9 protein-coding genes are annotated in these 11677 nt (G+C 55.5%); 5 read left to right on the top strand and 4 right to left on the bottom strand.

The genetic code is table 11. The features are described 5' to 3' along the window. The first annotated feature begins 310 nt into the window (after nt 1-310). A complete protein-coding gene (locus tag ACFOMF_RS09125) occupies nt 311-676 on the top strand; it encodes a hypothetical protein (RefSeq protein ID WP_386364023.1) in 366 nt (121 codons plus the stop codon). Between the two features lie 380 nt (nt 677-1056). Here the strand turns inward: ACFOMF_RS09125 and mobI are convergent, their stop codons facing one another. Beyond that, nucleotides 1057-1518 carry a conjugative transfer protein MobI(A/C) gene (mobI, locus tag ACFOMF_RS09120; protein WP_386364020.1) on the bottom strand — a complete coding sequence of 154 codons (462 nt, stop codon included), beginning with the start codon at nt 1516-1518 and terminating at the stop codon, nt 1057-1059. A 512-nt stretch (nt 1519-2030) separates the two neighbouring features. Between mobI and qatA the strand changes: the two genes are divergently transcribed. From qatA to qatD, 4 genes are read left to right on the top strand one after another with little or no spacing between them, the layout of a single operon-like run. Beyond that, nucleotides 2031-3980: a Qat anti-phage system ATPase QatA gene (gene qatA, locus ACFOMF_RS09115; RefSeq protein WP_386364018.1), complete on the top strand. Its 1950-nt coding sequence runs from the start codon at nt 2031-2033 to the stop codon at nt 3978-3980. An 8-nt stretch (nt 3981-3988) separates the two neighbouring features. Further along, nucleotides 3989-4831, top strand: a complete 843-nt coding sequence (qatB, locus tag ACFOMF_RS09110) for a Qat anti-phage system associated protein QatB (protein ID WP_386364016.1) — start codon at nt 3989-3991, stop codon at nt 4829-4831. Beyond that, on the top strand, nt 4828-6204 hold the full coding sequence (gene qatC / locus ACFOMF_RS09105) for a Qat anti-phage system QueC-like protein QatC (RefSeq protein WP_386364014.1): 1377 nt from the start codon (nt 4828-4830) through the stop codon (nt 6202-6204). The genes qatB and qatC overlap by 4 nt, the downstream gene beginning before the upstream one ends. Next, nucleotides 6201-6968 carry a Qat anti-phage system TatD family nuclease QatD gene (qatD, locus tag ACFOMF_RS09100; protein WP_386364011.1) on the top strand — a complete coding sequence of 256 codons (768 nt, stop codon included), beginning with the start codon at nt 6201-6203 and terminating at the stop codon, nt 6966-6968. The genes qatC and qatD overlap by 4 nt, the downstream gene beginning before the upstream one ends. Before the next feature lie 606 nt (nt 6969-7574). On the opposite strand, the gene ACFOMF_RS09095 is transcribed toward qatD, so the two are convergent. The 3 genes from ACFOMF_RS09095 to ACFOMF_RS09085 form a co-directional block, all read right to left on the bottom strand. Then, a complete protein-coding gene (locus ACFOMF_RS09095) occupies nt 7575-9203 on the bottom strand; it encodes a hypothetical protein (RefSeq protein ID WP_386364008.1) in 1629 nt (542 codons plus the stop codon). A 486-nt stretch (nt 9204-9689) separates the two neighbouring features. Continuing rightward, a complete protein-coding gene (locus tag ACFOMF_RS09090; RefSeq protein WP_386364005.1) occupies nt 9690-10364 on the bottom strand; it encodes an NYN domain-containing protein in 675 nt (224 codons plus the stop codon). 149 nt (nt 10365-10513) lie between these two features. Continuing rightward, nucleotides 10514-11515, bottom strand: coding sequence for a phage integrase (locus ACFOMF_RS09085; RefSeq protein WP_386364002.1), 1002 nt, complete (start codon nt 11513-11515; stop codon nt 10514-10516). Nucleotides 11516-11677: the final 162 nt, after the last annotated feature.

The following is an 11677-nucleotide window of genomic DNA, read 5'->3' as shown; positions in this document are numbered from 1 at the left end:
CCGCCCGCTGCCCCTTGGCAGCGGGCGCTTACCCAATCCATCGACAAGGCCCCTACCGCTGCGATAAGCAGTATTTCCTCAAGCCTATGAGGTCATGGGATGACTTCGGAAGGGCTGTTAATCTCCGCACCATAGCGAAAGTGACCGGAGCGCCGAAGCGTTTAGATCAGCGACATTCACGCCCGCCATGTGGCGAGCTAGCTTGCCCAGTACGCTAAAACTCGTGCGCCGAATCGATGGCAACATCTGATCTTGGGTTTTCGTAAAGCTACCGGAGAGTCTAGCGACCTCATCTATCCGGAGCACAAGCATGGAATTTCGTCACCTCCGTAACGGGCAATACTTCCCACCTATTGCACCAAACGGTCGGGTTTACGCTGTACCTCTTGGACAGGAAACCCAGGTAGAAATTTTTTGCCTGACCTCGGTAGGCATCATGGGCGCGGGCATCCAATCGCACTGGTCAGAAATCGTTGGTTGTTACTACGACGACGAAACATGGGAGATCATCCCGCGCAATTACTCGGGACGAGGAATGCGCTTCCGCAGAGGCCTATCCTGCATCATGGTGATCGCAGGCAATGAGGCCCTCACAACACACATCCAGGGCTACCCCATCCCCATGTGCGTAATGAACCGCATTGCATTCGAGCAGCAGCGTGGCAGTGAGGGATAGCGCGTTACCGCCACCACCCGCTACGCGACACGGGTACCAGCTAGGCCGGCACCTACCAAAGATTATTTTATGAAAGTGAAGCCTTTCACTACTAATACCGATCACAGTTGGCCGACTGGCTTGGTCGTAAACGTCACTGCTAATAGCAAATACGGCCTGCGAACCCGCCTGCAAGAGCCTGCTGGCTGACAGCGAGTAGATTTAGCGCACTACACTGCTTATAGCCCGCACTCGTAGCCCTCCCTGACCAAGCGCAGCAGCATGTCTCGCAGGAGTTCACTGCTGATACGAGAAAGCCCCGTCAGGCCAAGCTGCACGGGGCTTTCGGGTATTGAAGTCGGTTCAGATACGTTTGGCACTGCTTATAGTGTGCTCAGCCTCTACTCCTCCGAGCAGAGGTCGCCATGATCAAGCGCTTGATATCTAGACAGCTTTTTCTCATAGGCGACCAACGTCCGACGCAGCTGACGATTCTCACTGGCAATGCTGCGAATCTCAGCCAGACGCTCCTCTACCTGCAAAACGAGGAGACGGTAAGGGGATTTAACAAACTCAAACGAGGAAGCCGGGTATTTGTGCTTGCCGTTGCCCTTGGGAATAGTCAGGGGCGCGAATTTGTTTTTTTGCCCTTGCAGTGGCACCAGTTTGCACCAGTAGATCGAGTACGCATTCGGGCTCGTTTGCTTGATTGACACGGCAGCCACGACAGATTTGACCCCGGTCTTTTTGTACAGATTCATGGACGAATCCACATAGCGCTCAACCAAGCGTCTCGCATCTATGAGAACTTGTTCGTACTGCTGATCCAGCAGGTCGACAATCGTTTTCGCATCTTTGCTCATGGTCACGGCTCTCTTTGCTGTAAGAGCCAAAATGGTGGCTGATCGCTGAACTGCCAAAATTCGATTTCAAACGGTTTTATCGTCGGAAATCCATCTACGCGGATGTATCGATTCAAGCTGTTTTTACCCAGCCTCACATTGGGCAGACGGCAGATGACGACATGGCAGACGCAGATAAAGAATGACATGCAAAAGATATACAACAGATGACGACGGTAGTCTGATTCTGACCAGTACAGAGCCAGAACATTGACCAACGGATGTACCTCAATGTCTGGTTGCAAGCACCCGGTCGCTGAGCGTCTACAAAAGTAGGAGGCTTTCCGCTGGCCGCACGGTACAAGAGCCAGCGAGCACAGACTTATCAGAATGGCGTATTGACATCAACGTGCAGGCTTTGGCCTACTCGTGACATCTGCGTATGCCCGTCAGGTGATGTGAAAACAGCCGCCTTCTAGCGTTGAATTCACTTCAATGGGTAGATCTCAAATGCTAGGAAGGGAGTTCTTTGCATGTTCCTGAACGACCAGGAAACAGCTACTGACCTGCTGTATTACACCCCCATCGCTAGAACAGTAGTGCGTCTACTTCGCGAATCACGGGGGGCACCGGTCACCATTGGCGTTCACGGTGACTGGGGTGCCGGTAAATCCAGCGTTCTGAAAATGACCCAGCAGATCCTCAATTCTGATGATCGCGTCTGCTGTATCTGGTTCAACGGGTGGACATTCGAAGGTTTTGAGGACGCGAAAACTGTCGTCATCCAGACGATTGTCGATGAATTGAGGCGTGCGCGCCCTGGCTCAGCGAAGGTTGCTGAGGCCGCGAAGAAGGTCTTACGTCGAGTTGATTGGTTCAAGCTGGCCAAGCAAGCAGGTGGGTTAGGCATTACCGCGTTCACAGGCATCCCCAACCTCGATCATTTAAGAGGAGCTGTGGAATCGATTTCTTCCTTCGTACAGAACCCCGGTGAATATCTGAGCCTTGAAAGGCTCAATGACCTTGCTAAGGAGGCTGGAGGTTTCATCAAAGATGCTGATACTGAGTCTGAGCAGCTTCCCGAGCACATGCATGAGTTCAGGGCCGAGTTCGAAGAGCTCTTAACGGCTGCCGACATTGACCAGTTGGTGGTCATCGTTGATGACCTTGATCGATGTTTGCCGAAGACAGCAATCGCCACGCTTGAGGCCATTCGCCTTTTCCTCTTCGTAAATCGAACAGCATTCGTAATCGGTGCTGATGAGGCCATGATCGAGTACGCGGTACGCGAGCACTTTCCGGACCTCCCTCAAGGTGCGGGACCTGTGACGTACGCGCGTAACTATCTCGAAAAGCTCATTCAAGTACCGTTCCGCATCCCGGCCCTGGGGCTGGCGGAAACCCGTAGTTACATCACGCTGCTACAGCTGGAGAGCTTCGTCAAAACGGATGACGATCGATTCAAGGCGCTCTTGAATACCGCCCAGCAGGACATGCTCCGTCCCTGGAAGAGCACCGGCCTCGACCGTAAAGCCGTAGCTGGCGCTTTCGGCAACCCGCTTCCCGACTATGCCCAGGAAGCATTGGATACCAGTGCCTTGTTGGCCCGAATCTTGAGCGAAGGTACCAGGGGCAACCCCCGGCAGATCAAACGCTTCCTGAACTCCATGATGCTGCGTTACGCCATCGCCGAAGCTCGTGGATTTGCTGACGACATCCGGCGTCCAATACTTGCGAAAATCATGCTGGCGGAGCGTTTTCACCCTGATTTTTACGAGCAGTTGGCCCGGATCGCGAGCCTGGATGCCGGCGGTACAGTGCCTGCCATCGCCGAACTGGAAAAACGGGCCAAGAAGTCCAATGGAACCGATTCAGAGCCGAATGAGGGGAAGGGCTCTGGGAAGCTCAAGGCAGTGGCCAGCTCTAGCGATGTGAACGATTGGGAGAAGAGTGATTGGATCAGCAAATGGGCGGCGATCGATCCCGCGCTGACTGGCGTGGATCTGCGCCCCTACATCTTCGTGACCCGCGACAAACGCAGTTCCTTGATGGGGCAGGTCGCGGTGAGTCATCTCGAGGCGCTTGTCGACAAGCTCATGGGTCCACCATTACAGATCCGGCAAGCGACCACGAAGAAAGAAATTGTGGGATTGGCTGAGGTTGATGCCGAGAATGTTTTTGACGCACTCCGCGATCAGATAATCCAGGCGGACGATTTTTCGGATCAACCCAAAGGTGTCGCGGGATTGATCGAGCTTGTCAAACAACGTCCCGCGCTGCAAAAGCGCCTGATCGAATTTGTCCGATCTCTGCCCACGTCAAAACTTGGGATGTGGGCTCCTGCCCCATGGCATGAGTGCCTCAAGGATACAAATGCTATCCAGGGTCTCGATGCAATTCTGAGAGGTTGGAGTCAGCAGATCGAGAACGGGAATCTTCAGAAGGCAGCCAAGCGCGTACTTGCGCTCAGCGGGAAATCATAAGGATTGATATGGGTACCTCCAAAGGATATGGAGGCCCGAGCTCCGGCTTGGTGCCCTCCTGGATTGATGATGTGGCGCAGCCAGCCGCCCCGGCTGCTCAACCGAACGGGCCAGGCCAAGCTAATCCATCTCAGCCTGGCTCAGCTCCGTCAGGGCCGGTAAACAATGACGGCACTGGCTCCCTTCGGGGGGCTCGCAGCAGCTTCACCCGGTTCGCCCGCACTGGAAGCCCCAGCGATTTGGGGAACGCCCTGTCTTCATATGTGCGTAAAGGCGTAGGGGGATCGTCGAGAGGCGCGCGCCGCATGGGGACATCCCGCGCTACCGCGGCAAAGTTGCTCACTATCTTCGGGGATGTTCAGCGCAACGGGGCAGCGGAAACACTGCGGCGGTTGCAGCTCACCGTGGCACCAAGGCAACCGGCCTCCCAGGTGCTGCTCACGCTGCTTGAGTTCATTTGCCCGCCTGGCGGCGCGATTGACGAAGGCGTTGCTCGCCAGGCTGCGCTGAATACGATCGCCGAACTGGACGAGGCAGGCAGCGGTAGCTTCGAAGACATGACTCAAGCTGATCGGCAGAACTTCTTCCTCGACTTCGTAGCGAACTCGATTGAGAGCATGATCATGGCGGACTTGGGCGGCCGGGGAATCACCATGCCGGATGATGTGGACGCAGTTGAGCGCATCCAATCTCAGCTGAGCTCCTTCATCACGGGCTGTACGCGGGGTCAGCTCGCCAATCGGCTGGAGCAATGGCCGGCACCCACAGACCAAGAGGTCAATCAGGTCACCTCTGCGATCTATGAAGCGGCATTCGATCTTATCGCCACTGCAGCGGAGGGGATGGAATGAGGCACCACAGCATTATTTGCCGGCTTGGCCAGACAGATGACCAGGATCTGGCTCTGCTGGAGCCAAGCAGTTTCATCACCGAAATTCAGTTTCTTAACGGACTTGGACGACTGCAGTTTGGGATTGGCCAAGCCATTGAACAACTGGCTGAGCTGGGTATGAGCCCAGGAGAAACTGCCGTCGACCTAGCGCTTCTGGCAGCGACCCTTACGGCTGCGGATACCAGAGTCTCACGGGACACCGAGTCGGAAAACGCCTGGACGAGAGAGATCGACCTCTACGTCCCCGTCGCAGATCCCGCACTGTGGACAGCAACGTCCGACATGTTGGCCTCGACATTGAAATTCCTTACTGGTGATCGCTGGCGCCTAGTCTTCCGCGAGCGGCCCACAGATATCGATGAGCTATCTCCCGCTCCGGAGAGTTTGAGAACAGATGAGTCGGACAGCGTCTGCCTGTTCTCAGGGGGGATGGATAGCTTCATTGGGGCGATCGATCTACTCAGTGACGGCGGCAAGCCATTGCTTGTGAGCCATTACTGGGACACCAACAGCACCAGCACCTACCAGAACGACTGCAGGGCAGCGCTGCAGGAGAGGTTTTCCGAGACGTCGATCAACCACGTCCAGGCCCGTGTGGGGTTCCCACACGATCTTGTGGAGGGTGGAGGTAGTGAAGATACACTTCGAGCGCGCTCATTCTTGTTCTTCGCGCTGGCGGCCATGGCTGCGGAAGCGATCGGCGACTCGGTAACCATCCATGTGCCTGAAAATGGCCTGATCTCTCTGAACGTCCCCTTAGACCCACGCCGCCTGGGTGCATGCAGCACGCGCACGACGCATCCATATTACATGGCGCGGGTGAATGAGCTCTTTGGGCGTTTGGGCCTGAGCACGAGGCTGTTCAACATGTTCAGCCATCTCACAAAGGGGCAAATGGCAGAGCAGTGCTCTGACCCAGTGTTCCTAGCGGATCATGTGCATCTGACGATGTCATGCTCCTCGCCTGGAAAGGCCAGGTACCATCCCGATCCTTTGAATCGATCCCCCAAGCACTGTGGGTTCTGCGTCCCCTGCATCATCAGGCGGGCAGCGATTCTCCGAGGGTGTGGCCCCGATCAGACGCGATATCTCATCCCAGATCTGCATGCGCAAGCGCTAGACACTAACAAGTCTGACGGCGAACATGTGCGTTCCTTCCAGCTTGCCATTGCGCGTCTCAAGCGTGCGCCTCACCGAGCCAAGTTCGCAATTCATGAGCCGGGGCCGTTGATCGATCACCTTGACCGTTTAGCGGACTTCGAACAGGTCTATCGAAATGGGCTGCTGGAGGTCGACGATTATCTTGAGGGTGTCACAGCTATACCTCTATGAAGCCAAAAAAAAGCCCGATTCCAAAGTGGGTGGATTTCCACTGCCATCTCGACCTTTATCCTGATCATGAGCGCCTCATATTGGAGTGCGATCAGGCAGAGGTTGCTACCTTGGCCGTGACCACGACACCGAAAGCATGGCGGCGCAATCGTGAACTTGCGGCATCCTCTCGACATGTCCGGGTGGCACTGGGGTTACATCCCCAACTGGTGGCAGAGCGCGAATCGGAGCTGCCGCTCCTGGAGCGCTTCCTTGAGGAGACTCGATACGTTGGAGAGGTTGGGCTTGATGCTGGCCCCCAGTTCTATCGGAGCTTCGAGGCCCAAGAACGAGTGTTTAAGAGGGTGCTTGAGGCTTGCTCGGAGCAGACCGGGAAGATCCTCACTGTCCACAGCGTACGCAGTGTGGGAAAAGTGCTTTCCCATATCGAGCGCCTGCTTCCGACGGACCGAGGAACGGTTGTACTCCACTGGTTCACCGGTTCTCCCAGCGAAGCCAAAAGGGCTGTGGAGCTTGGGTGCTATTTTTCAGTCAATTCGCAGATGCTGACTTCAGCTAAACATCGCAATCTAGTTGTTTCACTGCCTCCTGATCGAATCCTCACGGAAACCGATGGCCCGTTCGTGCAGAGTGAGGGCCGGCCAACTCGGCCTGCTACAGATATTCCAAAAACGGTACAAACTTTGGCGCTGCTTCGAGAACAATCACCAGAGCAAGCTGCTGCGCAGATCATCAGTAATTTGCGTGATTTAGTGTCCCGCTAGTGCATCAGGTTTGAATGGCTTTCAAGGTGGTTTCAGGTCTGCGAGCAGGTCGTTGGGGGCGCTGGCTTCACCCTATTGCCCTTAGGTTCGCTGGCACTTTAGACGGGCTGCTTTTGCCCTTTTCTGCCGACCACAGCATGATCACCGGCTATCAGCAATTCACAAACCAATTGTAGAAGCGATACCCCACAAGAACTGACACCGCGCATGTGGTTAGGCTCAATAGAGGCCATTGTCCTTCAACGCCCAGCCACCACTGCACTTTGAACAGAAACGCTCCCATCAACACACAGGCCAGAGCACCCAGAGCAAAGCCAACCAACGCAAATAACTGAGCCCCTAACCCTGGATTTCCACCGTGCCAGTTCTCACTCAGGCAAAAAGGACAGTGATTCGACGAAGGCGAATAGCCCCAGAAACCACGGCTATATGTCGTTCTCGGAACCATCGCTTTGCCACAGTTGTGACAGGTAACCATCGAGTGTCTCATACCGCACCCCAGCTCAGATCGCCCTAGATGAGCCCATGGTGCGCTATCTCGAAAAATACCCAATCAAATGACCCGACTGCTACCCAAAGGGAATCACGCTCCTCCTAACGCTCAGTTCATCTGATCTTTCGCTGCTTGAACCAGACATGCTCAGGCTCGAAGTAGAAGGCTTTGCGAACCTCTTTTTCATATTGCAAACGCGTGAGCGCTTCGCCCGTGTAGCGATAGAAAGCAAGCTCGTGCAAATGCTCAAGGATGGACTGCTCGCTATCGAAGTCGGCTGCATCGAACTCATATCCCAGGCCTTCCTCGTCCTCCTTCCAAGAGTTGAACAGATGGGGCCGGATCGCTGCGATTAGATTGGCCTCACTGCTGCCTCCCATGATCGCCGTCTGTTTCCAGACAGACTCAGAGTCGAGCGAAAGCTCGTGCTTAGGGTCGGTGGCCACTAGGCCAATGGAGTCCATCGGTAGCTTGTGAGTGGTGTTCTGCCAGTGACCTTCAGTTTTCTCCATCCAACGGTCGAACTTCTGTTGCAGCTGAAGGATCTGGCCCAGCAACCTCGATCGTGGCGTGCAATGTTCGTAGCCTGCTTCAATGCAGTCTCGGATAGCCTGAATGGCGGTGCGAACAGCTCTCTCTTCTGCCGGAGCAAGGAATGGCACTGCTCGATAAGCGCGGGACATACCGAAATAGCACTTGTTGGCCCTTTCCTGGCCACCAATCTCTAAAGCCATCCATCCAGCCAGGGTTTCACGGATCTCGCTGAGGTTGCGCTCCAAGCTCGCTTTCACTTGGACAAGCTTGCAGACACGCGCCAAAGCAGTGGAAAGTTCTTCATGCTTTTCGTGTGAGAGCGAGTTCAGCGGCCTGCGCAGGCGTGAGTGTAAGGGGGATCCAATCACCATCGACACGCCTTCATTGGGTTGCAGGCTCTCCGATTCCTGACGGCCGACCCAAGACAATCGTTTGGGATCGATGAGACCAGAGGTTGCCTGTACCCAGGCGCTGATTCCCGCGTGATCCAGCAACTTGAGGAGAGTCTCTTTAGACTCCTTACCGGCGAGCAAGGCATTCAATGCAAAACCGGCAAATTCTTTGAACCCTGGGTGCCCAACAACTCCCTCAGGAGACCCAGTCAACGAACGGATCACGGATATTGAATGCAATGCGTGCAGGTACTCGATAATCGTAATGCGCGCGACTTCTGGGGTTGGAGGCTGGACATGTAGCCACGCATTTTCAGAAGCTTTGGGCTCATTCATCAGTGCGTTCGAAAGGCGTCTGATTTTCCACGGAGCACCCTGGCAGATTTCAGCGGCGTCATCGAACAGCATCGGCGCCCGGAACCAGAGCCGAGCACTAACTGAATGACAGAGCCCCTTGGGGGCATGAATATCCTCGAACAGTTGGAGCAACACCAAGCGCTTGGCTACTGCTTCGGTTTGTTGCTTGTCAGCTGGTTCAAATCTCACACCGGTACGACCTTCTAACCGGTACGGATAGCCGGGTAATACACGCAGTTCTGCAGCCAGGCGGATAACCTCGCTGGCAAACGACGCTTGCGCGTCTCGTATCCGAATTTCAGCCATGGCCATATGAGCGGTGGCTTGCTTCCAACCAGAGAATCCGAAGTCGGCCGCAGCAATGTCCAAAGCTTCGCTGTGCCTAGTATCGGCAGCAGAGCGAAGCTGCTTGGCGTGATTCTTGAGATGGCGCTGTAGGCGAGAGGTATAGCTGCTCATACGAAATCCTTCGTGCTTACGCAGCCGGAGAGGCATCACCCGCGAATACCGACATGGCTGCTAGCAGCACAAAGTCAACGTATGAATAGAAAGATTGCAGTCCCTACGAGGGTTCGCTAAAGCGGGTGGCAGGCCTCTGCATAAGGCCTACGACTGATAAAACCACAGGCACGCGTACCATTCAAGATGTCACGCCGCATCCTCATCTGATGCCCTAAGGTTGGCAGGCAAAACCATCAGCAAGGGACGCCAGTTCAACTCCCTATCGACCATTCGTCGGGAGTTTTCCAAAGGGGGCATTTCAGGGGGCACTTATCGAGAATTCCATATAAATATTATTTTAAATCAATGCCTTATGAATGAAGTTATAAAGCCCCCGGCTCCACCAATTGAAGCAAGCATAAACCCCTGATTTTCCTAGTGAATTTCAGGGGTTTTGTGTTCTCAGGGGCAGCAACTGTCCCGAAAGTGTCACAAGCGCAAAAGCTACCAGTAGTCCGGTTTGACGATGGCTGGCTTCCTGGGAAGCGGCACCTTTGGCGGGAGCGGGAAAGCCGCAAGCTCAGACTCGGGAATGTGCCGGCGGATCCAGTGGGCATGCTCTTTCAGTGACCCCGGCGGATCCCGCTGTTCGTGGCGGTGCGGAAGAATTACGCCAATGCGGATGTGCGGGAAGTCCGAGCGAATGGCAGCGAGAGCAGGCGCCAGGTCAGTGTCGCCCGACACCAGCACGATCTGATCCAGCTGCAGATCCACAGACCGGCATGCTGCCCGATACATGCCTAGAGCCAGGTTAACGTCCGTCTCTTTCTCTTCGAGCTGCCAAATCGCTACCTGAACTTGCCTGGAAGGCTTCTTACCATCGAGGTACCTGGGCGCATAGCCCTTCGCCAGCCGGTGCGTACCGAGCGTGACCGAGACACCTCTCGCTTGCAAAGCGCGGATATAGCGATTCTGCGCATCGTTGGAGACCTGGCCACGAGTCGCGAGCCTGGCGATGACAGGAGAGGTGAAGTAATCGACGGAGACCAGTTCGGCCGAGGGTTCCTGGATCCGCAAGATCTCGGCAAGCAGCGCAGGCAGATCCAACCATTTGTGGTCGGAGCCATGCAGGACGCCGTAATAGAGGTTGTAGCCGTCTACGAAGAAAGCTGTACGCACAATGCCCTATCCCTAGAAACGAAAAAACCGGCTTTATGGGCCGGTTTCTTCACCCGAGGCTAAGGCTGAACTGAATCGGCCCGCCAAGGGTTGAGTCGTGAAAGTATTATCCCGCAAATATGCGTTTCCGGCAACACGAACCAACACGATCAAACACCAACCAACTCAAGCCCTGAAAGCGGGCTCAACCTAACGGCTTCAGCCAAATGCTCGGGTGCAAGGTGAGCATAACGCATGGTCATGGCCAAGCTGGAGTGACCCAGGATTTTCTGGAGCGTGAGGATGTTCCCGCCCTTCTGCATGAAGTGGCTGGCGAAGGTGTGGCGGAGTGCGTGGCTGGCCTGCCCTTTCGGCAGCACGATGCCGGATCGGCTCAACGCTCGACGAAACGACGTGATAGCCCCGGTGAACTGGCCGTGACGCTTCCAGTGATCACGAATGAACGCTTCCAGCTCGGGCTGGATCGGCACGGTTCGCACCTTGCTTGATTTGGTCTTGCTGTACGTCACAGCACCATTGCGAAGTCTGGAGGGTGTGAGGCCTTCCGCTTCCGACCATCGAGCACCAGTGGCCAGACACAGCAGCACGATAGGTTCGACGTGCGGGTTGTCGCAGCCTTCACGAATGGCCGTCAGCAGATCGGCTATCTGTTCCTGGGTCAGCCAGGACAGTTCCCTTTCTTCGATCTTGTAAGGCTTCATCAGCTCCAGGGGATTGGCGTAATCGATCTGGCCGAGGCCTCGCAGTTCGTTGAACACTGCCCGGATGTATCCGAGTTCGTTGTTCACCGTCTTGGGTGTGATGCCGGCTTCTGCCCGCAAGCGGCGATCATGGGCGTAGGTGGCCGGGTCGAGCTTCATGGCGATGGGGTCGCGTAGACGAACGCACAGGGCATCGAGCTTGGCCTTTCTGCGCTCACCGTCCTTGAGCATATGCCCGTGCAGATCGAACCACAGACCAACCAGCTCCGAGAGTCGGCGGCGATCCTGGGCCTTGGGATTCCACGCTGGGTCAGCGGCTTTGTTGGCGGTGATGTATTGCTCATAGCGCAAGGCTTCTGCCTTGGTCTTGAACAGCTTGCGGAAGCGCTGGCCACGGATGGGCTGTACGTCTGCAAGCCACCGACCATCGGGCTGCTTTTTGACGGTCATACGGCCCTACCCCACCTGACGTGTCGTTCCTCCAGGATGTTCTTGAGGTGCTTATAGAGCCCGTCCTCGTCCATCCCCTTTGAACGAGCCCCCTGAAAGACAGGACACCGTTTCCCCCTTACGATAAGGGATAGGCAAACGGTTATGTTTATGACTAATAGC

The organism is Stutzerimonas tarimensis, assembly GCF_042648805.1.
Lineage (GTDB): Bacteria > Pseudomonadota > Gammaproteobacteria > Pseudomonadales > Pseudomonadaceae > Azomonas > Azomonas tarimensis.
This window is presented reverse-complemented; position numbering and strand designations above follow the sequence as displayed.